The sequence below is a fragment of the Microbacterium sp. NPDC077391 genome, assembly GCF_040686955.1.
Lineage (GTDB): Bacteria > Actinomycetota > Actinomycetes > Actinomycetales > Microbacteriaceae > Microbacterium > Microbacterium commune.
This window is the reverse complement of the sequence record NZ_JBFBMI010000001.1, coordinates 1-21,935: the sequence shown is the minus strand read 5'-3', so window position 1 is coordinate 21,935 and position 21,935 is coordinate 1. Positions and strand designations below refer to the sequence as shown.

Annotated in this window: 19 protein-coding genes; 5 read left to right on the top strand and 14 right to left on the bottom strand. The window is 68.8% G+C overall.

The window, feature by feature from the left end:
- Window positions 1–42 precede the first annotated feature (42 nt).
- Together AB0O65_RS00095 and AB0O65_RS00090 are read left to right on the top strand one after the other, a co-directional pair.
- Window positions 43–2,685: a penicillin acylase family protein gene (locus AB0O65_RS00095; RefSeq protein WP_363381950.1), complete on the top strand. Its 2,643-nt coding sequence runs from the start codon at window positions 43–45 to the stop codon at window positions 2,683–2,685.
- A gap of 98 nt (window positions 2,686–2,783) precedes the next feature.
- Entirely contained in the window at window positions 2,784–3,545 is a 762-nt protein-coding gene (locus AB0O65_RS00090) for an alpha/beta hydrolase (protein ID WP_363381947.1), read from the top strand.
- A 230-nt stretch (window positions 3,546–3,775) separates the two neighbouring features.
- Here the strand turns inward: AB0O65_RS00090 and mnhG are convergent, their stop codons facing one another.
- The 14 genes from mnhG to AB0O65_RS00020 all read right to left on the bottom strand — a co-directional run bounded on the left by mnhG (window position 3,776) and on the right by AB0O65_RS00020 (window position 19,148).
- Window positions 3,776–4,174 (bottom strand): monovalent cation/H(+) antiporter subunit G, encoded by a 399-nt coding sequence (mnhG, locus tag AB0O65_RS00085; RefSeq protein WP_191712387.1) that lies wholly within the window; start codon window positions 4,172–4,174, stop codon window positions 3,776–3,778.
- Window positions 4,171–4,440, bottom strand: coding sequence for a monovalent cation/H+ antiporter complex subunit F (locus tag AB0O65_RS00080; protein ID WP_071641077.1), 270 nt, complete (start codon window positions 4,438–4,440; stop codon window positions 4,171–4,173). The genes mnhG and AB0O65_RS00080 overlap by 4 nt, the downstream gene beginning before the upstream one ends.
- Window positions 4,437–5,006 (bottom strand): Na+/H+ antiporter subunit E, encoded by a 570-nt coding sequence (locus AB0O65_RS00075; RefSeq protein ID WP_191712388.1) that lies wholly within the window; start codon window positions 5,004–5,006, stop codon window positions 4,437–4,439. Before AB0O65_RS00075 ends, AB0O65_RS00080 begins: the two co-directional genes overlap by 4 nt.
- Window positions 5,006–6,559: a Na+/H+ antiporter subunit D gene (locus tag AB0O65_RS00070; protein WP_071641073.1), complete on the bottom strand. Its 1,554-nt coding sequence runs from the start codon at window positions 6,557–6,559 to the stop codon at window positions 5,006–5,008. Before AB0O65_RS00070 ends, AB0O65_RS00075 begins: the two co-directional genes overlap by 1 nt.
- Window positions 6,556–7,200, bottom strand: a complete 645-nt coding sequence (locus AB0O65_RS00065; RefSeq protein WP_363381941.1) for a Na(+)/H(+) antiporter subunit C — start codon at window positions 7,198–7,200, stop codon at window positions 6,556–6,558. Before AB0O65_RS00065 ends, AB0O65_RS00070 begins: the two co-directional genes overlap by 4 nt.
- Window positions 7,200–10,118, bottom strand: a complete 2,919-nt coding sequence (locus tag AB0O65_RS00060) for a Na+/H+ antiporter subunit A (RefSeq protein WP_363381939.1) — start codon at window positions 10,116–10,118, stop codon at window positions 7,200–7,202. Before AB0O65_RS00060 ends, AB0O65_RS00065 begins: the two co-directional genes overlap by 1 nt.
- A 168-nt stretch (window positions 10,119–10,286) precedes the next feature.
- Window positions 10,287–11,360, bottom strand: a complete 1,074-nt coding sequence (locus tag AB0O65_RS00055; protein ID WP_363381936.1) for a Gfo/Idh/MocA family oxidoreductase — start codon at window positions 11,358–11,360, stop codon at window positions 10,287–10,289.
- Complete coding sequence (locus tag AB0O65_RS00050; RefSeq protein ID WP_363381933.1) at window positions 11,357–12,418, bottom strand: Gfo/Idh/MocA family oxidoreductase; 1,062 nt, start codon at window positions 12,416–12,418, stop codon at window positions 11,357–11,359. The genes AB0O65_RS00055 and AB0O65_RS00050 overlap by 4 nt, the downstream gene beginning before the upstream one ends.
- A 10-nt stretch (window positions 12,419–12,428) precedes the next feature.
- The gene (locus AB0O65_RS00045) at window positions 12,429–13,346 is read right to left on the bottom strand and encodes a carbohydrate ABC transporter permease (protein WP_363381930.1); all 918 of its coding nucleotides are present in this window, start codon (window positions 13,344–13,346) and stop codon (window positions 12,429–12,431) included.
- Window positions 13,336–14,283: a sugar ABC transporter permease gene (locus AB0O65_RS00040; protein WP_363381927.1), complete on the bottom strand. Its 948-nt coding sequence runs from the start codon at window positions 14,281–14,283 to the stop codon at window positions 13,336–13,338. Before AB0O65_RS00040 ends, AB0O65_RS00045 begins: the two co-directional genes overlap by 11 nt.
- A 5-nt stretch (window positions 14,284–14,288) precedes the next feature.
- Window positions 14,289–15,587: a sugar ABC transporter substrate-binding protein gene (locus AB0O65_RS00035; protein ID WP_363381924.1), complete on the bottom strand. Its 1,299-nt coding sequence runs from the start codon at window positions 15,585–15,587 to the stop codon at window positions 14,289–14,291.
- A 45-nt stretch (window positions 15,588–15,632) separates the two neighbouring features.
- Window positions 15,633–16,805: a Gfo/Idh/MocA family oxidoreductase gene (locus AB0O65_RS00030; protein WP_363381921.1), complete on the bottom strand. Its 1,173-nt coding sequence runs from the start codon at window positions 16,803–16,805 to the stop codon at window positions 15,633–15,635.
- Window positions 16,802–17,971, bottom strand: a complete 1,170-nt coding sequence (locus AB0O65_RS00025; RefSeq protein ID WP_363381918.1) for an ROK family protein — start codon at window positions 17,969–17,971, stop codon at window positions 16,802–16,804. The genes AB0O65_RS00030 and AB0O65_RS00025 overlap by 4 nt, the downstream gene beginning before the upstream one ends.
- Window positions 17,972–18,074: 103 nt before the next feature.
- Window positions 18,075–19,148 (bottom strand): LacI family DNA-binding transcriptional regulator, encoded by a 1,074-nt coding sequence (locus AB0O65_RS00020; RefSeq protein ID WP_363381915.1) that lies wholly within the window; start codon window positions 19,146–19,148, stop codon window positions 18,075–18,077.
- 68 nt (window positions 19,149–19,216) lie between these two features.
- Here AB0O65_RS00020 and AB0O65_RS00015 point away from each other — a divergent pair, with 68 nt between their 5' ends.
- From AB0O65_RS00015 to AB0O65_RS00005, 3 genes are read left to right on the top strand one after another with little or no spacing between them, the layout of a single operon-like run.
- On the top strand, window positions 19,217–20,440 hold the full coding sequence (locus AB0O65_RS00015; protein ID WP_363381912.1) for an MFS transporter: 1,224 nt from the start codon (window positions 19,217–19,219) through the stop codon (window positions 20,438–20,440).
- Window positions 20,441–20,449: 9 nt separating this feature from the next.
- The gene (gene nucS / locus AB0O65_RS00010; protein WP_101187778.1) at window positions 20,450–21,145 is read left to right on the top strand and encodes an endonuclease NucS; all 696 of its coding nucleotides are present in this window, start codon (window positions 20,450–20,452) and stop codon (window positions 21,143–21,145) included.
- Between the two features lie 29 nt (window positions 21,146–21,174).
- On the top strand, window positions 21,175–21,843 hold the full coding sequence (locus tag AB0O65_RS00005; RefSeq protein WP_363381909.1) for an HAD hydrolase-like protein: 669 nt from the start codon (window positions 21,175–21,177) through the stop codon (window positions 21,841–21,843).
- Window positions 21,844–21,935: the final 92 nt, after the last annotated feature.

Below are 21,935 nucleotides of genomic sequence, written 5' to 3'. Positions count from 1 at the left end.
ACGTGACACGCAGTCCCACCTACCCTTGAGGACCTTCCGCCGATGACGACTGATATCCCCGCTGCGAGGCGACCCCGCAGCCTTGCCGCCCGCATCGGAAGAATCGCGTTCCTCGTCGTCGCCGCCCTCGTGGTGATCGCCGTCGCCGCCGCATTCTTCCTCACCTGGACGATCCAGCGATCCTTCCCGCAGACGTCGGGAGAGCTGGCGCTGAAAGGTCTGGAGAAGTCGGTGACCGTGCAGCGGGACGACCGCGGCATCCCGACCATCACCGCCTCCACCGCCGAGGATCTGCTGTTCACCCAGGGCTTCGTGCACGCACAGGACCGCTTCTTCGAGATGGACTTCCGCCGGCACGTCACCTCGGGCCGCGTGGCGGAGATGTTCGGCGCCTCGCAGGTCGGCACCGACAAGTTCCTGCGGACGCTCGGCTGGCGCACGGTCGCCGAGCAGGAGGTCGAGGCGCTCGACGAGACGACCCTCGGCTACTACCAGGCGTACGCCGACGGCGTGAACGCATACCTGTCGTCGCGGTCGGGTGCCGAGCTCTCGCTGGAATATGCCGTTCTCGGCATGCAGAACCCCGACTACGAGCCCGAGCCCTGGGAGCCGGCCGATTCCGTCGCATGGTTGAAGGCGATGGCCTGGGACCTGCGCACCAACATCGAGGACGAGACCGACCGGGCCCTGCTCGCGGCGCGGCTCGTCGATGCCGGTGAGACGACCGAGCAGACCGGCGGGCTGATCCAGCGGATCTACCCCGAGTACCCGTTCGAGAAGAACCCGGTCATCGTGCCCGAGATCTCGCCCGTCGACCCTGTCACGACCGACGCCACCCCTGCGTCGTTCTCCGGGAGCGGCGACGCCGAGATCACCGACGCGCTGCGCACCGTCGAATGGCGTGAGGCCGACAGCGTCATCGAGGCGGCGAGCATGCTGCTCGGCGGTGCGGGCGAGGGCATCGGGTCGAACTCGTGGGTCGTGTCCGGCGATCTGACCGAGAGCGGGATGCCGCTGCTGGCCAACGATCCGCACCTGGGCGCGGCGCTGCCGTCGGTCTGGTATCAGGTGCAGCTGAAGTGCCGGAAGGTGAGCGAGGCCTGCCCGTTCGACGTCGGCGGGTTCTCGTTCTCGGGGATGCCGGGCGTGGTGATCGGGCACAACGCGAAGATCGCGTGGGGGTTCACGAACCTCACCACCGATGTCGCCGATCTGTACGTCGAGAAGATCGACGGCGACTCGTACTGGCGTGACGGCGCCCTCGTCCCGCTCGAGATCGAGAAGGATGTCATCAAGGTCGCCGGCGGCGACGACGTGCCGCTGACCATCCGGCGCACCGCCCACGGTCCGATCATCTCCGGCCTCGCAGACGACTTCACCGCCATCAGCGAGGACCCCGTGGTCGGCGACGCGGACGCTGCGCTGCCGCTCGCGGGCGCACCCGAGATCCCGTCCGGCGACACCGCCGTCAGCCTGCGATGGACGGCCCTCGACCCCGGCACCACCTCCAGCGCCCTCTTCGCGATGAACATGGCGGAGGATTTCGAGGGCTTCCGCCGCGCCGCATCCCTTTTCGACGTGCCCGCACAGAATCTGATCTACGCCGATCTCGAGGGCAACATCGGATACCAGGCGCCGGGGCGGCTGCCGGTCCGCGGCGCCGGCGACGGCACCCTGCCGCAGCCGGGGTGGGACAGCAGCTACGACTGGCAGGGCTTCATCCCGTTCGACGAGCTGCCCGTGTCGTACAACCCGCGCGAGGGCTACATCGTCACGGCCAACAATGCGATCGTCGGCGACGACTACGACTACTTCCTCTCGAAGGACTGGGACTACGGGTACCGCGCCGCGCGCATCGCGCACCTGATCGAGCGCCGCGCCGCGGCCGCCCCGCTCACCGCGCAGGACATGCGCGACATCCAGATGGACGACGAGATGTGGATCGGCAAGCAGCTCGCCGCCGCAATGGATGCAGTGCCGGTCGAGCGCACGGGGCCGAAGGCCGCCGTCGACCTGCTGCGCACGTGGGACGTGCAGAACGCCCCCGACTCCCCCGCCGCGGCCTACGCGAACGTGCTCTGGTCGAACCTCGTGCACAACCTGTTCATCGACCGCGAGGTCTCGATGCCGGTCGGCGACCAGGGGCGCCTGTTCACCGTCGTGGGCCAGATGCTCGAGGATCCGGCGGATCCGCTGTGGCAGAACGCGCGCCTCGGCGTCGACGACATGGAGTCGATGCTCGCACTGTCTGCTGATCAGGCCTACGACGAGCTCGCAGAGCTGCAGGGCGAGGACGTGACCGCGTGGCGCTGGGGCGACCTGCACGCGCTCTCGCTGACCCATTCGACCCTCGGCGCCTCGGGCATCGCCCCGGTCGAGATGCTCTTCAACCGCGGCCCCTACCCGGTCGGCGGCGGCGCCTCGGTGGTGAACGCCACCGGCTGGCGGCTGGGCGAGTCGTACGCGACGGTCACCGTGCCGTCGATGCGCATGGTCATCGACCTCGACGACTTCGACTCGTCGACCTGGAACCACCTCACCGGCGCGAGCGGTCACGCGTTCAACTCCCACTACACCGACCAGACCGGAGACTGGGCCAAGGGCATCCAGAAGCCGTGGGCGTTCTCGACGAAGGCGGTGCAGAAGGCGACCGTCGACCGGCTGGTGCTCACCCCCGCCGGGTAGCGCACCGGGATGTCGGTCGGGTGACGTCCGCCCCGGCCGGGTGACGAAGGGGGATGTCGGTCGGGTGACGCCCATCCGCGGCCGGGTACCGTAGAGGGATGCCCGAACGCCTGCTCGCACCCGAGGGCACCGTTGCCGACATCGGCGAGTTCACCCACGCCGGCGCGACGCTGGTGCACGAGGACTTCCGCTGCGGACGCCGGCCGGTCGTGCTGGTGCACGGCATCGGCATGGGCCGCAGCGTGTACCTCGACCTCACTTCGCGCCTCGGGGGTCGGATCATCGGTCTCGACCTGCCGGGTTTCGGCGAGGCGCCCGAACCCGCACGCACGCTCACCATGGAGCGTCACGCCGATCTCGTCGCCGCGTACCTGCGCAGCCGCCGCATCGACGACGCGGTGATCATGGGGCATTCGATGGGCAGCCAGATCGCCGCCGAGATCGCGGTGCGCCATCCGGATGTCGTCTCTGCGCTCGTGCTCGCCGGCCCGACGGTGAACAGCGCGTCGCGCAGCATCCGGGCTCAAGCCGGATATCTGCTGTGGGACCTGCTGCACGAGCGTCCCGAAGTGCTGTGGCGAGGAGCGCGCGAGTACCTGCGCGGCGGACCGCATCTGCTGCGCAAGATGAAGGCGACGATCGTGCACCGACCCGAGAACGCGTATCCGCGGGTGGGTGTGCCGGTGCTCGTCGTGCGCGGGCAGCGCGATCCGCTCGCCCCGATGACCTGGTGCCGCGAGATCGTCGACATGGTTCCGGATGCCCAGTTCGTCGAGATCCCCGACCATGGCCACGGCACGCTGATCAGCGACTCCGGTGGCGCGGCCGACACGATCCGCGACTTCATCCGCGACCTCTGACCCCGCCCGGTTCCGCGGCGTCCGCCGTCCCCCTCCGGCCGCGCCCCCGGTGCCGCCCCGGCGGGTGTCCCCGCGGCGGGTGTCACCTTCACGCCCCGGGGGCCGACACTCCAGATGTCGGACGGATGCCCGGGATCGGTCCGACATGTGGAGTGTCGGCCCCCGGATCGTCAACGGTTCAGCCGAGCGGGCACCGGGGCGTCAGCCGCCCGGCGGCGGGCGCGACCGGCTCAGCCGGCGGCGGGCGGGGTCTGCTTCGACTCCGCGTACTCGTCGACGACGAGGGTGTGCGCCTGGATCGTGCCGTTGCGGTACGCCTGCCGGCCCACCATGTGCGCCGACAGCGGCGCGGTCGCGAACTGCAGCAGGATCACCGGGATCACGATCACCAGCCCGAGCAGCATGCCCCCGATCGTGCGCTGCGAGACGGCGATCGCCAGGCAGATCAGCACGAGGCCCAGCACCTGGGGCTTGGTGCCCGCGTGCAGGCGGCTGGGCACATCGCGGAAGTGCAGCAGGCCGACGGCGGCCGACAGGCAGAGGATCGCGCCGAACAGCACGAGCACCAGAGCGATGGTCTCGGCGACGGGCGCCGGCACGGCGATCTCGAGGAACGATGTCACGGTCATGGTGTCGTGTTGTCCCTTCGTGCGACGTAGCGGGCGACCGAGATCGACGCGAAGACGCCGACCGCCGCGATGATCAGCATCACGGGGATGTTGCGCGTGTGGCCGTTCAGCGCCATGTCGGCGCCGAGCACGCACATCACCTCCGTGAGCAGGACATCCGACGCGACGGTGCGGTCGAGGATGGACGGGCCGAGAACGATGCGGATCACCGCGAGGATCGCCGCGATGCCGAACACGACGAGGATGATCATGATCAGCGGGTTCACCGTGCGCCTCCGCTCTTGTCGGCCTTCAGGGCCCGGTACTGCTCGGGCGTGCCCACGGCACGCACGATGCGGCGCTCCCAGCGGAGCACTCCCTCGCGGAACCTGTCGACCTCGTCGCGGGTGCGCACGCCGATGACGTGCAGGTAGATGATGCGTCGGTCGCGGTCGCTCTCCACGACCAGCGACCCCGGGATGAGCGAGGCGGTCACGGCGACATGCGTGGTGAGGATGTCGTCGGCATAGCGCAGCGGGATCGCGATGATCGCGGCTCCCGGCTGGCGCCGGAGGTCGAACACCTGGATGGTCACGCTGATCGCCCCCGTGACCACCGCGCCGACGAAGCGCACGATGAACACCAGGGAGTGCCAGACGTTCACGCGGCCGACCAGCTCGACCGTGGGCAGCCGGAAGACGCGGGTGACGAAGACCGCGACCAGGATGCCCGTGACGACCGCCAGCGGTGTGAACTGCTGCCAGAGCAGCATCCACAGCAGCACCAGCCAGATCATGAACGGCAGCTGGAGCAGGATGTCGCGGATGATCCGGCGGCGGGTGTCGGTCTTCATCAGCCCGTCCCTTCGTCGATCTGCTCGAGGGTCACGGGCTGCAGCAGGCCGGTGCCGATCCGGTCGCAGATCGCGTAGAGCGGACCGGCGAAGACGGTCAGCGCCACGGTCACCGAGACCATGCCTGCCGTGGCATACGTCATGATCGCGGGGATCTCGCGGGTCTCACCCTGCTCGTCGGCCGCCGGGGCATTGCCGAGGTACTCGATGCGGCCGTCGTTCTCGACGCCCCCGTCGTCCTCGCGCCAGAACGCCAGGTTCCACGCGCGCATCAGGGCGTAGAGCGTGAGCAGCGATGTCAGGATGCCACCGAAGATCAGCACGATCATCAACGGGGTGCCCACGTTCGCAGCCGCTTCGAACAGCGCCACCTTGCCGATGAAACCCGAGAACGGCGGCAGACCGCCCAGGTTGATGGCGGGCACGAAGTACAGCAGGGCCAGCACCGGCGCCGCCTTCATCAGCCCGCTCACGCGCAGGATCGACGTGCTGCCCGCCTTGCGCTCGATGAGCCCGACAGCGAGGAACAGGGTGGTCTGCACGACGATGTGGTGCACGATGTAGTACACCGTGGCGCCGATGGCATCCTCCGTCGCTATCGCGAGACCGAAGATCATGTAGCCGACGTGGCTGACGAGGGTGAACGACAGGATCCGCTTCAGCTCGGCCTGCGCCACGGCGCCGAGCACGCCGATCACCATGGTGGCGAGCGCGACGATCAGCAGCAGCGTGTTGATGTCGTTGCTCGCGAACAGCTGGGTCTCGGTGCGGATCAGCGCGTACACGCCGACCTTGGTCAGCAGGCCGGCGAACACGGCGGTGACGGGTGCGGGCGCCGTCGGGTACGAGTCGGGCAGCCAGAACGACACGGGGAAGATGGCGGCCTTGATCCCGAACGCGATCAGCAGGATGAGGTGCAGCACCAGCTGGGTCTCCTGCGGCAGCTGGGCGACGCGCTCGGCCACCTGGGCCATGTTCACCGTGCCCACGGCGCCGTAGATCATCGCGATCGCGGCGAGGAAGAGGATCGACGACACGAGCGAGACGACGATGTACACCGCTCCGGTGCGGATGCGGGATTCGGTGCTGCCCAGGGTGATCAGCACGTACGAGGCGACGAGCAGGATCTCGAATCCGACGTACAGGTTGAACAGGTCACCGGCGATGAACGCGTCGAAGATGCCGGCGGCGAGGATCAGGTAGGTCGGGTTGAAGATCGAGATCGGCGTCTCCTCGTCGCCGTCTGCGGCACCCTGACCGATCGAGAAGAGCAGCACCGCGAGCAGCACGATGCTCGAGATGAGCACGAGCAGCGCAGCGAGACGGTCGACGTAGAGGATGATGCCGAACGGCACCGGCCAGCCGCCCACCGAGACGGCCAGTGGCTGATCCGAGGCGTCCACCGTGACCAGCAGCACCGCCGCGATGATCGAGACCGCCACGAGCGTGGCGGTGGTCACCACGACCTGCAGGCGGGGGTTGCGGCCGAAGATCAGCGTGACGGCCGCGCCGAGCAGCGGCAGCATCACGATCAGGGGGACGAGTGCGCTCATGATCTGTCCTCGCCCTCGTCGGCCCGGGGAGCCTCGTCGGCCCGGGGAGCCTCGTCGGCCCGGGGGGCCTCGTCGGCCCGGGGGGCCACGTCATCCCGGATGCGCGACGCGGTGCGCGCGTCGGACCCGGGCGTCGGCGCGTCCGGCACGTCCACCGGGGCATCGTCGACGATGGCGGGGTGATCGCGCATGTTCAGCACGGTGATCGGCGCGGTGGTGACGCCGACGAAGTCGGTCGTCGCGGACTCCTCCTCGGCGGTGGACTCGTCGTCGAACAGATCCTCTTCCGCATCCGTGCGCTCGCGGACCGCGATGTCGCCGAGGTCGTCCTCGACGGTGTCGGCCTGTCCGAGCTGCCATGACCGGTAGATGAGTGCGAGCAGGAACGCCGAGACGGCGAAGGTGATGACGATCGCCGTCAGCGTGAGCGCCTGCGGCAGCGGGTCGCTCACCGGACCCTCCTCGCCGTAGAACGGCGCAGATCCGGGCACGCCCATCACGATCAGCAGCAGCAGGTTGGTCGCGTTGCCGAGCAGCAGGAAGCCGATGAGCACGCGGGTCAGGCTGCGCTCCATCATGGCGTAGGCCCCGGCGGCGAAGAGCACGCCCATGATCACGATGAGGGTGAGCGAGACGTCCATCAGGTCACCGCCCCCTTGCTGCGCACCTCGAGAGCCTGTCGGTCGACCTCGGCGCCGAGGCTGCGCAGCACGTCGAGCACGAGGCCGATGACGACGAGGTAGACGCCCACGTCGAAGACGGTCGAGCTGACGAACTCGAGGTGTCCCAGCAGCGGCACCTCCGCCTCCCACACCGTGCTCTGCAGCGGCGCCATGCCGAAGAACAGCGGCAGCAGGGCGGCGCCCACCGCGAGGATGAGTCCCCCGCCGAGCAGTCGTCCGGCGTCGGTCGGGGCGGCGGCGCCCAGCTCCCACCGCCCACCGGCGATGTAGCGCATCACGAGGGCCATTCCCGCGACCAGGCCGCCGGCGAAACCTCCGCCGGGGAGGTTGTGGCCCGCGAAGAGCAGATAGATCGACACGAGGATGATCGTGTGGAACAGCACCCGCACGATCACCTCGAGCAGGATGGACCGGTTCTCGGCCTTCATCTGCTGGCCGCTGACCAGCCACGCGCGGGGCGCGCCGCTGTTCTCCGCGGTCTGGAAGCGCAGGCCCTCGTCGGTCTCGACCATGGGCCGGCGCGCGGTCGAGCGGCGCTTCGTCTCGGGCAGGTCGCGGGTGGCCGAAAGCAGGTCGGCGCGGTGGGTGACGAAGACGAGGGATGCCACACCTGTCGCGGCCAGCACGAGCACGCTCAGCTCGCCCATCGTGTCCCACCCGCGCAGGTCGACGAGAGCGACGTTGACGACGTTCTTGCCGTGCCCGAGGTCGTAGGCGAGCTGCGGGAAGTCGATCGAGATCGGGTCGAACATGCGCGCCTGGGTGGCGACGACGGCCACGAACGCCATCACCACCCCCACGCCCACGGCGAGCACAGCCCGCGGGATCCGACCGACCGAGGCGTTGTGCTCACCCATGCGCGAGGGCAGCCGACGCAGCACCAGGGCGAAGGTGACCATCGTGACGGTCTCGACGAGGATCTGCGTGAGTGCGAGGTCGGGCGCACCGCTCGTCGCGAAGAGCACGACCATGCCGAGCCCGGTGACCGAGACGAGCACGACACCGGTGTAGCGCTTGCGGGCACGCACGGCGATGATGCCCGCGACGGCCATCACGGGCGCGACGACGATCTGCACAGGTGTGTGCCAGGCCGAGAGGGCGAGCCGCTCGGGCATCGCGGCGGCGAGCGCGGTCGCCTCGGCGGCGAGCAGCACGACGAAGATCGTTCCGACGTACAGCGGCAGAGAACCGCGCTGCGTGACGCTGGTGGTCAGCACCGAGAGGCGGTCGACGCCGCGCATGACCAGGTAGTACGCGTCGGCGGCGGTGAAGCGCATCAGGCGACGGCGACGGTCCCACCCGGTGCGGATGCTGAGCACGAACATCCCGATGCCCGCGGCGATCGCGCCCAGCGAGAGCAGCAGCGCAGGCTCCAGCCCGTGCCAGAGCGCCAGGTGACCGGGCTCGCCCGAGCCGAGCGTCCTCGCGTAGCCCTGCAGGGCGACGTCGACGGCGGGCGCGCCGATGCCTGCGGTGATCGTGAGACCGGCGAGCACGATCGGCGCCGACAGGAAGCCCACCGGCGGATCGGGCCAGGGCGTCTCAGGCAGGTGTGCGCCATCGGCATCCTTCTTGCGCCAGAACGCACCCCACAGGAACCGGCAGCCGTAGGCGGCGGTCAAGATCGCGCCGATCGTGACCCCGACCAGCGCCACCCACCCCCAGACCGAGCCGTGCAGGGCGTCCTCGAGAAGCGCGGTGAGGGTCGACTCCTTGGCGACGTAGCCGATCGTCGGGGCGACGCCCATCATCGAGGCCACCGAGATGAACGCGGCGGTCGCCATCACCGGCGCCTGGCGCCCGACCCCGGACAGCTCGTCGATGTCGCGCGTGGAGAGCTGGCGGTCGATCACGCCGACGATGAGGAACAGCGCCGACTTGAACAGGGCGTGCCCGATGACCAGGGCGAGGCCGGCGAGCCCCGCCGCCGGGGTGCCGTAGCCGACCACGACGGCGAAGAAGCCGAGCTGACTGACGGTGCCGAAGGCGAGGATGCGCTTGAGATCGGTCTCGCGCAACGCCTGGATGCCGCCGAGCAGCATCGTGAGCACCCCGAGCGTGATGACGATCGGACGCCACGGAGCCGAGAGCGCGAAGATCGACGCGAAGCGCGCGATGAGGTAGATCCCCGCCTTCACCATCGCTGCGGCGTGCAGGTAGGCGCTGACCGGCGTGGGCGCCGCCATCGCGCCGGGGAGCCAGAAGTGGAACGGGAAGAGGGCCGATTTCGAGATCGCCCCGATGAGCAGCAGCACGATCGCGACGTCGACGATCGGTCCGGTCGGGGCGAGGGCGAGCAGCTGCCGGATGCTGGCCGTGCCGGCGTCGACGACGAGCAGGATCACGCCGACGAACATGACGAGCCCGCCGAGCGTGGTGACCAGGAGTGCCTGCAGGGCGGCACGTCGGCTGGCCGCGCGTCGCCGGTAGTGGCCGATGAGCAGGTAAGACAGGATGCTGGTGATCTCCCAGAACATCACGAGCATCACCAGGTCGTCGGTGAGGACCAGCCCGTACATCGCTCCGGCGAAGCCGAGCAGAACACCGGCGAACTGACCGACCTCACGCCCGTCGTCGTAGAAGTACCAGCGGCAGTAGAGCAGCACGAGGGCTCCGATGCCGGTGACCATCAGCGTCAGCACCCACCCGAGCACGTCCATGTGCATCGACAGATCGAGACCGAGCTGCGGTATCCACCGGTACAGCTCGAACGGGGCATCGCCTCCGCCCAGCACCTGTGGGGCCTGCGTGAGAGCGTGTACGAAGGCCGCCGCGGGGACGAGCGCCCCGAGCACGAACGCCTGTGCTCCGAGCCAGCGCACCAGGACGGGGAGAAGAAGAGACCCGGCCAGGAACACGGCGAGGAGCAACAGCATAAGCGGCTCCTCAAGCTCGTCGAGACCTTCCGGCACAGGCGGGCGATGTGACTCTATTCTACGGGCGCGTTTCGCCCCTGCGGTCACCTCGTCTCACATCCCGCAGTGCGGATGCCCGAACGGGCACCCGCACTGCTTCGCCTGAGCGGCTCTCGTATGCCGCGTCGTTCACTCCTCGGGAAGCGCCTCGACGGCCACAGGCGCGCCGCTCAGCGCGGATCGCCGAGCGGCATCCACGATCTGCACCGTGCGAATGCCGACACCGCCATCCGGTTGCGGGCGAACGGTCGGGGCCACTCCGGCGCTGGCCCTTCCGGTCGTCCGGACTGCGTCGAGGAACTCCTGAAGCAGGGCCGCATCTGTGTCGGTTGCGTAACCGAGATGGATGGGACCGTCCGCGCCCTGCCCGTCGACGCGCTCGGCGAACGGGGCGATCTCTACCGAGCCCGCCGAGCCGGTGACCTTCAGGGTGAGCCCGCCCCAGGTCGGAGCGGAATCGGGCTGACTCCACGAGCAGTCGATCGTGGCGATGAGGCCGCTGCGGTAGGTGATGGTCACGAGTCCGGCTGTCTCGACCTCGACGTCCTTCTCGGCATGCAGGATGCGGTTCGCCGCCGCGTACACCGTCACCGCGGGTTCCCCGCCGGTGAGCGCGTCGATGAGATCGGCGCAGTGCACGACGTGGTCGACGAGCGCGCCCCCGCCCGACAGATCCGGATCGGTGAACCAGCGGCGGGCGTCGATGGGGATCTTGCCGTTGTTGGTGCCCACGATCGCGAACGGGTGGCCGATGCTGCCTGCCTGCACATGCGCACGCATCGCGGCGAACTGCGGGGCGAAGCGGACGGGGAAGGCGACCATGAGGATGACGCCGGCTCGCTCGCATGCGTCGACCATGGCACGCGCATCGTCGACCTCGGTGGCGAGAGGCTTCTCGCACAGCACGTGCGCCCCTGCTGCCGCCGCCCGCTCGACAAGAGCGCGGTGCCCGGCGTTCTCGCTCGTGACGATCACCGCGTCCGGCCCCCACGAGAAGAGCGCGTCGTAGTCGTCGACGTAGTCGACGCCCAGCTCGGCCGCCAGGGCGGCGCCGCGCGGCTGGTCATCCGGGGCATGGGCCCCGTCCGGATCGCTCGCCAGCAGCTCGATCCCCGGGCTGGCCTGCAGGGCGGCGATGTAGGACGTCGCATGCAGGTGCGCGAAGGACGCGATCGCGATGCGCAGTGGCCTGTCCGTGCTCATGCTGTCTCCTCCTGCGCCTGATGAGCGCTGTCCGGGTCGGAGGTCCGCTGCTGCGCGAGCTCCGCCATCGTCACCACCTGTCCGGTGCTCAGTGAGCGCTGCGCCGCCTGAGCGAGATAGACAGCCATCGCACCGTCCTCCGCGCTCACCCGCGCGGGGCGCCCGCTGCGGAACGACTCGGCGAAGTCACGGAGCTCGGTCAGGTACGGACTCTCCCGCACAGCCGCCTCGGGGATGGTCAGGTCGCCCTGCTCGTGCCCCTGAGCCTCCAGCACCAGCCCGGTGTTCTCCAGCGACGAGTACTCCAGCACGCCGCGATCGCCCGCGAGCGAGAACCCGGTCTTGAACACCGTGCCGATCGCGCCCCACGTGGCGTGGATGTGCGAGATCGCGCCGCCGACATGCGTCAACGACACGTGCGCTGAGACGAACGGCGGACTGATGCCGTCGACGCTCGGCGGATTCTGCACCGCGTACACCGTCTCGACCTCGCCGCAGATCCACCGCGCCTGATCGAGGTCGTGCAGCATCAGGTCCATGATCACGCCGCCGGATTGCGCCTCGTTCTGGAACCAGGTGCCGTCTGCGGGCGATGATCCTTCCCGGAAGAAGCGCGCCACCGCGACCGTGCCAATGCGCCCGGCATCCACCGCGGCCTTCGCCCGCATGTACGGCGCCATGTATCGCACGACGTGCGCGGGGTAGATCTGGACGCCCGCCCGCACCGCCGCGGCATGGACTCGACGCGTCGCCTCGGCGGAGAGAGTGAGCGGCTTCTCACAGACGATGTTGCGACCTGCCGCCACGGCGGCGAGCGCGATCTGCTCGTGCGTGTGCGTCGGCGTGACGATGTCGACGATCTCCGCCCGTGCGAGCAGCTCGTCGAGCGAGCCGACGACCTCGAGGTCGTGCCGGGCGGCGAGCTCCTCCGCTCCCGCGAGCGAGTGCACGAGGACATGCGCGCCCAGCTGCTTCCACGCTGCGGCGTGCACCTGCGAGATGCCGCCGGCCCCGACCAGCCCGACGACGAGCGGGTCGGACTCTGCTGAGTGAGTCATGAGTTCCCTTCTATTTCAGCCCGGAGAAGGCGATGCCCTCGACGACCCGGCGCTGCAGGATGATGAACGAGATGAGCACGGGCGCCATCGCCAGCAGCGAGGCCGCCATCAGCACTCCGGTGTGGATGCTGGCGCGATAGCCCTGAAGGGTCGCGAGACCCACCGACAGCGGCATCGATTCGGGTGTGCTGGCGACCACCAGCGGCCAGAGCAGATCGTTCCACGACGCGAGGATCGTGATGATGGCGAGGGAGACGAGCCCTGGCTTGGCGAGCGGAAGCATCACACGCCAGAAGATCTGCCAGCTGTTACACCCGTCCAGACGCGCGGCCTGCTCGAGCTCCGCGGGCATGGTGCGGAAGAACTGCACCATGAGGAAGGTGCCGAACGCGCTGAACAGTCCCGGCAGGGCGATGCCGAGCACGGTGTCGAGCAGTCCGAATCCCTGGATGATCTGGTACTGCGGGATGAGGTAGACCTGCGCGGGCACCATCAGGATCGACAGGATGAGTGCCAGCAGCACGCCCTTGAAACGGAACTGCATGCGCGCGAAGGCATAGCCCGCCATCGAGCACAGCAGCACCTGGCCGAGCGTGCGCAGCGCGGTGACGCCCACCGAGACCCAGAACTGGCTGAGGAACGGCAGTCGCTGGAACACCTCGGCGTAGTTCTGCCACTCGGCCGAGGACGGCCAGAAGTTCGGCGGGATCGCCATGATCTCCGCCTCGGTCGACAGTGAGAGCTTCACCTGCCACAGGAAGGGGAAGATCATCAGCAGCGATGCGAGAGCGAGCACGACGTGCGCGATCGTGTGGTTGCCCGTGCGACCGCCGCGCGTCGTGGCCACGGGGCGTTTGCCGGAGCGTCGCCCGAGGGTCACCATCGCCTCGGTCGCCGACCCTGTCGTGCTGGTCGTGTCAATCGACATAGTGCACCCACTTCCTCTGCATCCGGAACTGCAGCAGTGTCACCGCGGCGATGATGAGCAGGATGACCATCGCCACTGCCGAGGCGTAGCCCTTGTCGTTGGCGAGGAAGGCCGCATCGTAGAAGCGGAACACCAGAGACTGCGTCTTGGGCATCACCGGGTTGGTCGGGCCGAGCAGTGCGTACAGCAGGTCGAACAGCTGGAAGCCGTTGATGAGCTGCATGACGGTCAGGAAGAAGATCGACGGCGTCAGCAGCGGCACGGTCACCGAGAAGAACTGTCGCGTCGGCGAGGCGCCATCGAGCGACGAGGCCTCATACAGCTCGGCGGGGATCCCCTTCAGGCCGGCGGCGAGGATGATCATGTTGAAGCCGATCGACATCCACAGTCCCAGTACCGACACGGCGATCAGCGCGAACCACTCCGTGGAGATCCACGCGGGTCCGCGGATGCCGAGGGTGGAGAGCATCGCGTTGATGATGCCGTAGTCCTGGTTGTAGATGATCTTCCAGACCATGGCGATCGCCGTGGGCATCGCCACGTAAGGCAGGAAGAAGCAGATCCGATAGAGGGTCGCGAAACGCAGCCCCGGCCGGTTCAGCAGACTGGCGAGCACCGTGGCGATCGGGATGCCGAGCAGCAGGATCGCCGTGTAGATCACCGTGTTCAGGATCGAGCGCAGCGTCTGCGAATCGTTCAGCAGACGCACGTAGTTCTCGGCGCCGATCCAGGTCGCTCCACCGAAGACTCCCCACTCGGTGAAGCTGTAGTAGGCGGACTGGGCGAGCGGCCACAGGTAGAAGAGGATCACGCCGGCGAACAGCGGCGCGACGAAGACGAAGGGCCAGTAGCCGTCGGCCGATCGCGTTCGCTTCGCGACCGGGACGGCCGGGGTGGGCGCGGTGCGCGCGCCCACCCCGTTCCGTGCGGAGCTCATCCGACTCACTTCTCCTTGCCGAGAGCCTCGTTCATCTTCTCCGCGAGCTCCTTCGCGACCTCGTCGACGGGACGGTCGCCGGAGAACGCCTCGGGGAGCAGCTCGGTCTCGAACTTGTTCCAGGCGCTGGTGTTCTTCGAGATCGGGTACGGCTGTGCGTACTCATCCGCGGCGGTGAGGAAGATCTCCAGGTTGTAGGCCGGTGCCGAGTCGACGAACGCCTGCTGGGTTCCTTCGTAGGCCGGGTTGGCGGTGCCCATCTCGGCCTGGATGAGCGCGGCCTTCTCAGAGCCGAGATACGCAAGGAACGCCTGAGCGGCAGGGTCGGAGGCCGCCTTCGCGCTCATCGAGTTGCCGATGCCGTGGATGACGGTCTGCCGGTCGCCCGAGGGCGCAAGCGGCAGCTCGACGACGCCGATCTTGTCCTTGACGACGGAGTCCAGCAGCGGTGCGACCTGCCACGTGCCAGACCACACCATCCCGGCCTGGCCGTTGAGGAAGCGCTGAGTGCCGGTGGTGTCGGCGTTCTGCGAGGGGGTCAGCGTGGCGCCGTCGGCGACCATGTCGCGCCAGAACTGGATCGCCTCGATGGTCTTCGGGTCGTCGTAGCCGGACTTCCCGTCCTTGATGATGCTGCCGCCGTTGCTGACGATAGCGGGGTAGAGCATGGGCTGGTTGTCGTAGTTCTCGCCGGTGCCGATGATCCCCTCCGAGCCGAGGCGGTCGGTGATCTGGTTGGCCATCGCCCGGTAGTCATCCCAGGTCCAGTCGGAGGTGGGCTCCTCCAGTCCGGCCCGCTCGAGGATCTCGCGGTTGTAGTACACCGCGATGGTGTCGAAGTCCTTCGGCACGCTGTACTGCTCGTCGCCGAGGCTGTACATGCTGTTCAGCGCTTCGGGGTACTTCGAGGTGTCGAGCATGTCGGCCTCGACGAGCGGTGACAGCGGCGCGAGCATGTCGTTCGAGGCGAAGAGCTGGAAGTTCGGGCCGTTCATCCAGAACACCTCGGGGAGGGTGCCCGACGACGCCTGCGTCTGCAGCTTGGTGAAGTACTGCGCATACGCCGTGACTTCGATCTTGACCTTGACGTTCGGGTAGGTCTTGTTGAAGTCGTCGATCAGCGCCTCCATCCCTGGCTGCTGATTGACATCCCAGATGGCGTACGACAGCTTGCCGCTGATGTCGGCGGGATCGAGCGAGGTGTCGACCTCGCCTCCGCCGTTCGTTCCGCCGCCTGAGCAGCCGGTGAGCAGGAGTGCACCGACGATGATGCCGACGCCGATGCCGCTTCGCATGGACCGCATGTTTCTCTCTTTCGTTCGGTGGGCGCAGGCAGCGCCCGCCCGCCGTCAGGCGGGGACTTGATGGTTGTCGAAGTAGTGCTGGAGTGATGGAGCGAGTGGCGCGATGGTCATCGGCACCGATCCCTGCCGCAGGGACTGGGTGGCGGTGATGCCCGTCGCGACGGCCTGGCGCGCGGCGACGGGTGATGTCGCCGTGCTTCCCCCGTGCGCGACGAACCCGAGGAACTCGGCCATCGTCAGCTGATCGGCTTCACCGTGGCCTGCCGCGTCGCCGGCGATGGGGAACTCGAGGTCGCCGCGTTCCTGGTAGTCGTGCCGACGGTTCCAGACGCGCACGACGCCGCCTTCTGTGTCACCGAAGTTCTCGGCTCGACCGCGAGTGCCGATGATCGTGTAGTTGCGCCAGTAGTCGGGAGTGAAGTGACACTGCTGGTACGACGCGAGAACTCCGTTCGAGAGCCGCATCTGCACCATCGAGACGTCCTCGACGTCCACTGTGGGGTTGAGGTCGATCTGCGCTTCCGGCGGCCAGTTGTCATGGCTGAACCAGTCGCGCAGCAGCCGATCGGAGTTGTCGCGACGCGAGGTCACTCTGTCGTACACCATGAGGTCGCCCATGCCGACGACCTGTTCGGTATAGGCGCCTGCGATCCAGTGGATGACATCGATGTCATGGGCGCCCTTCTGCAGCAGGAGGCTGCCGACCCTCGCACGCTCGGCATGCCAGTCCTTGAAGTAGTAGTCGCCGCCGTTGCCGACGAAGTGCCGGCACCAGACTGCTCGCACCTCGCCGATCGCACCGCTCGCGACGATGTCGCGCAGACGACGCACCACGTCCATGTGGCGCATGTTGTGCCCGACGTACAGCCGACTGCCCGACTCGTACGCCGCGAGCAGGATGCGATCGCAGTCCTCGACCGTGATGGCGAGGGGCTTCTCGAGGTACACAGCGACTCCTGCGCGAAGCAGGAACTCCGCGGCATCCGCGTGGGCGTCGTCCGGAGTCGTGACGATCGCCGCGTCGACGTCGAGCGCCCCGAGGTCGTCGAGGGACGTGACGAACGCGACGTCGTCGCCGAACAGACGCCGGGCCCGCGCGGCCGCCTCGGGACGCACGTCGACGGCGGCGACCAGTCGGGCGTCGACGCCGGCATCGTTCACCCATCGTCCGATCTCGGCTCGCGCGCCGACGCCGACGATCCCCACTCGGAGCGTCATGCCGCTGCCTTCCCGTCGGCGGGCATGGTGATGGTGGGCACCGGGGCATCCGGGATGCCGAACAGGCGCTGCGAGCCGCGCTGGAAGGCCAGGGCGAGCGCTCCGGCCGCGGAGCCTATCGAGCCGAGCGGCGAGGCCAGGACCTCGGGCTGCGCCGGAAGGACGATCAGGCGGTGGATCTCGTCGCGGAGCATGTCGACGAAGAGCTCTCCCGCGCGCGACAGTCCCCCGCCGATGACGATCCGGGCGGGATCCACCACCAGTGCGACCGTGCTGAGCAGCGGCGCGATCTCAGTGACGAATCCGCGCACCTCCTCGAGCGCCTGCACGTCGCCCGCCGATGCCGCGGCGAGCACATCCTCGCCGGTCGGCCCGGTGCGCCATGCGAGGTTCCCCTTCACCGAGGTGCGGGTCCAGCGCATACCGCGCAGGCTTCCCACCTCTCCGGCGCTGCGATGAGCGCCTTGGAAGATCTGCCCGCCGAAGGTCTGCGCGAGCGAGATCCGGTTGCCGATCTGGATGAAGAGGATGTCGTCGATACCGCGTGCCGCACCCATGTAATGCTCGGCGTAGGCGGCGAGCTTGATGTCGTTCTCGATCAGGGACTCGCAATCGAAGCGTCGCGCCACCTCCTCTGCGATGGGAACGCCGTTCCACTCCGGCACGGCGAAACTGTCGACGAGTCGGCCGTCGTCGCCGATGATTCCGGAGACCGCTGTGCAGCTCGCATGCAGTCGGTCGGGGGCCGCGCCGCTCGCCGCGAGGGCCTGCCGCACGGTGTCGGTGACGAGGTCGATACGCTCGGCGGCGGTCGGCGTCCCAGGCACCGTCGCGTGGGCGCGACTCACGACCCGCCCGCGGAGGTCCGAGATGAGGACGCGCACGTTGCGCGGACCGGCGTCGATGCCGGCGACCAGCGCACTCATCTCGTCGAGGATGTACCGCCGTGCCGGCCGGCCTCCGGCACTGGATCCGGCCGATGCCGCCGCGGCGACGACCGTCCCGCGTCGCTCGAACCCCGCGATGGCCGCCTCGACGGTCGGACGAGAGAGCGCCGTGACCGCCGCCAGCTCGCTGATCGTCACCGGGTCTTCGGTCGCACGCAGCGCAGACAGGCACGCGAGGGCATTGCTGCGACGGATGTCCGCCGGGCCCAGCTGGTTCATTCTGGCCTGCCTTCGCGAGGTCTGAGAGTTACGCTATGAGGTTATATAACCACATAGCGTAATCCGAAGACAATGCGGGGCCGAATGCCCGCTGCGCGACGACTCAGTGAACAGGCGGGGCAGATGTCTCCCCAGCGCGGAATTCGCACGAGAAGTGCACTGATTCGCCCGGTTCGCCCCCGAGCATCCGCGTCACCTGCTCGCCTGCCGCGCGACCCTTTTCGAGCGCAGGCTGCGCCATGGTGGTGAGCTCGAGCGAGCCGAGCCCGTCGGCGGCGATGCCGTCGAAGCCGACCACCGTGAGGTCGTCGGGCACCCGCAGTCCGAGCTCTTCAGCCGCTCGGATGGCGCCCACGGCGAGCAGGTCGCTCTGCGCGATGATCGCGGTCGGCCGGTCGTCGTGCAGAGCTCCGTCGTCGGTGGCGAGCAGCATGCGGGCGACCAGGTAGCCCTCGTCGACCAGGCTGCCCCCCGCCGTGACGGCCACCGCCCCGGGGAACACCTCCCGGAAGCCCGCCAGCCGGTCGAGCGTGACAGAGACGGTGGCCACCGCCTCCCTCTCCGCAGTCAGCGGCACGCGCTCTCGCGCCGAGTCCACCGGCAGCGTGATGCTCGCCACTCGTCTATGCCCGAGCTGGAATACATGCCGGGAGATGGTCGCGCTCGCCTCACGATTGTCGAGCGTGACCTGCGGAACCTCGATACCGGCCCCACCCTCGATCACCACGACGGGCAGGCCGCGCTGCCGCACGACCTCGAGCAGCTCGCCGGCCCGCGCCGAGCATCCGATCAGCACGACGGCGTCGACGGGTGCCTCGGCGATGGCCGGCGGCTCGTCGTCGCGCGGGTCGTCGCGCAGCAGCAGGATGCCCGTGCTGATCGACGCCAGCGCGTCGGTCAGGCCATCCATCATCACCGTGGTGACCGGGTCGAGGAACGCGTGCCGCAGCTCACCGGCGAGCACGACCCCCACGATGCCGCTGCGACCCGTGCGCAGCGAGGCGGCGCGAGGGTCGGGTCCGGTGTAGCCGAGGGCCGCCGCCGCCGCGAGGACCTTCTCCCGGGTGGCGTCTGCGACGTTCACCTTGCCGCTGAACACGACCGATGCCGTCGATGTCGACACCCCGGCCTCGCGCGCGACGTCGGCGATCGTCGCTCGTCGCATCCCGGTGCCCATGCTCCGAGGATAGCTCGCGGCTCCCACCGAAGGGCTCGTGTATCGAATCGTTTCGATACACTGTCGGGATGGATACCGCCCTCACCCGCTCGCAGTTCGTCCGCTGGCGCATCGCGATCTTCGCGATCTTCCTCGCCAGCGGCCTGTCGATCGCGACCTGGGCGTCACGGGTGCCGAGCATCGCAGCCGCGCTGCAGATCGACAAGGCGCAGATCGGCCTGCTGCTGCTCGCTATGGGCATCTCGTCGATCATCGGCATATCGACCGGCCCGGTCGTGATGGCCCGCACCGGCGCACGCCTGGGGATGCTCATCGGCATGGTGCTCTTCGGCTCGGGCGTCATCCTCATCGGCGTCGGCACCGACGTGTTCGGATCCATTCCCGTCGTCGTGCTGGGCATGGTGCTGTTCGGCTTCGGCAACGGCTCGGTCGACGTCATGATGAACGTCGAGGCCACCGCCATCGAGCAGCAGATGGGCAAGACGATCCTGCCGGTGTTCCACGCCTTCTTCAGCTTCGGCACGGTCATCGGCGCCGGCGCAGGTGCAGGAGCCGCCCTGCTCTCGATGAACGTCGCCACGCATGCCGGCATCATCGGCGCGATCATCCTCACCGCTGCCGTCATCTGCTTCGTCCAGGTGCCCGTGCGCGAGGCGGCCCTCGACCCGGCGCCCGACGAGAAGCCGTCGGTGCGCCGACGTCTGCACACCGCTCTCGAGGCGTGGCGCGAGCCGCGCACGTACGCGCTCGGCATCGTCATGCTCGGCATGTCGTTCGCCGAGGGCGGCGCCAACGACTGGATCGCCCTCGGCGTCGTCGAGGGCCACGGCGAAGAGGTGAGCATGGGTGCGCTCGCGCTCACCGTGTTCTCGGTGGGCATGACCGCCGTGCGCCTGTGCGGCGGGCCGCTCGTCGACCGCTTCGGTCGGGTCGCCGTGCTGCGCGTTCTCGCCGCGACCGCGGCATCCGGCATCCTGCTCTTCATCCTCGCCCCGAACCTCCCCCTGGTGCTTCTGGGAGCCGCGCTCTGGGGCGTCGGCGCCTCGCTCGGGTTCCCGCTCGGCATGTCGGCCGCGGCCGACGACCCGGCCAAGGCGGCAGCCCGGGTGAGCGCGGCGGCGACCATCGGCTATGTCGCCTTCCTCGGCGGGCCGCCCGTGCTCGGTCTGATCAGCGAGCACATCGGACTGCTGAACACCCTGTTCATCCTGGTGGCGCTCGTGGTGATGTCGGGACTGTTCTCGTCGGCCGCGAAGCCGTTGCGCGCCACCGACCCCGCCCTGACGAACTAGGCTCGACGGGTGCGTCTCGTCATCGCCCGCTGCTCGGTCGACTACACCGGTCGGCTCAACGCCCACCTGCCCCTCGCCACGCGCCTGCTGGTGCACAAGGGCGACGGCAGCCTGCTCGTGCACTCCGACGGCGGCAGCTACAAGCCGCTGAACTGGATGAGCCCGCCGTGCTCGCTCTCGCCGGAGGTCCCCGGTGAGGAGGAGGCCGGCGCCGGTGTCATCGAGGTGTGGCGGGTGACTCACAAGAAGACCGGTGACGCGCTTCGCGTGCAGATCTACGAGATCATCCACGATTCGCAGCACGAGCTCGGGATCGACCCCGGGCTGCAGAAGGACGGCGTGGAGGCCGACCTGCAGCGGCTGCTCGCCGAGCAGGTCGACCTCATCAGCGAGGGCGCGACGCTGGTGCGTCGCGAGTACCCGACGGCGATCGGTCCCGTCGACCTGATGGTTCGGGATGCCCGGGGCGCCGCCATCGCGGTCGAGGTGAAGCGGCGCGGTGACATCGACGGTGTGGAGCAGCTCACCCGCTACCTCGAGCTGCTCGGCCGCGACCCGCACCTCGCGCCCGTCACCGGGGTGTTCGCCGCCCAGGAGATCAAGCCCCAGGCCCGCGTGCTCGCCGAGGATCGCGGCATCCGGTGCGTCGTGCTCGACTACGAGGGCATGAAGGGCATCGAGTCGGGCATCCCCCGGCTTTTCTGAGCATCCTCTGCGCCCCGTAGGCTGGATGCATGCCCGCCTCGTCATACACCTGCGTCCTCTGGGACGTCGACGGCACCATCGCCGACGCGTCCGCCGGCATCCTCCCCCGCCTGCAACAGGTGTTCGCGTCGTACGGTCTGCCTGAGCCCGAGGCCGAGGCGCTGTCGTCGTGGATCGGCCCGCCGATGCTGGAGTCGTTCGAGCTGCGCGCGGGAATGGACGCCGCGCAGGCCGAAGAGGCGGTGCGGCGGTATCGCGCTCTCGCCGCGGCAGACGGATACGCGGCCTCGGTGGACCTCTACCCCGGCGTCGCCGATGTGCTGCGCGCAGTTCACGCCGCGGGCATCCCGCAGGCGACGGCCAGCACCAAGCCCGAGAACCAGGTGCGGGCGATCCTCGATCACTATGAGCTGACGCCGCTGTTCACCGCGGTCTCAGGTGCCAGGGTCGGAACCGTCGGCAACCACGACGGCAAGTCGTTCGTGGTCGGCCAGGCACTCGACCGGCTGCGCTCGGCAGGTGTCGACGTCTCACGCCCGGTGCTGATCGGCGACCGTCACCACGACGTCGACGGCGCGGCCGAGCACGGCATCCCGGTCATCTTCTCGGAATGGGGCTTCGGCCACCCCGACGAAGCCGAGGGCGCGAAGGCGCGCGCGGCGGATGCCGGCGAGCTGCACGCCCTGCTGCTGGGCTGAGCGCCCCGCGGGTCGATCCGATCCGATCCGATCCGATTCCGGGGCCGACACTCCAGATGTCGGACGTTCTCGCGGGATCCGTCCGACATCTG